The sequence below is a fragment of the Stenotrophomonas sp. 3diitr2024 genome (assembly GCF_042136455.1).
In the GTDB taxonomy this organism is placed as follows: Bacteria; Pseudomonadota; Gammaproteobacteria; order Xanthomonadales; family Xanthomonadaceae; genus Stenotrophomonas; species Stenotrophomonas sepilia.
Genome location: NZ_JBHHMJ010000212.1, coordinates 1 through 333 on the forward strand (window position 1 = coordinate 1; position 333 = coordinate 333).

1 pseudogene is annotated in these 333 nt (G+C 57.7%); it reads right to left on the minus strand.

The window, feature by feature from the left end:
• Positions 1 to 214: 214 nt before the first annotated feature.
• Positions 215 to 333: pseudogene (locus ABGA94_RS04855) on the minus strand (DNA polymerase III subunit epsilon); the annotation flags it as partial.

Here is a 333-nt window from a genome sequence, read left to right on the forward strand (position 1 = left end):
CAACAAACGCGTAGCACGTTCTGGCAATGGCGTATTCGGATCGGCATAGATTCCGCCAGTGGAACCGACTGTTCTCATATCGAGCTGCGCTGTCACCACACCAGACCGGTCAAGTTGAAGCTTGATCGCACGGCAGACATCTTCGAGTACGCCGTGAGCGAAGGCATGGTTTCTGCATCACAGGGGTCTTCCAGCAGCCACAGGGCGCCATCCGGGCCCTGTTCGAATTCGCAGTCCGGCTTGATGTACTGGTGGTAGTTGTTGCCGGTCGGGCGGCGCTTGAACAGCTCCACGCAGCCGATTTCAACGATGCGGTTGCCCTTCTTCCATTCC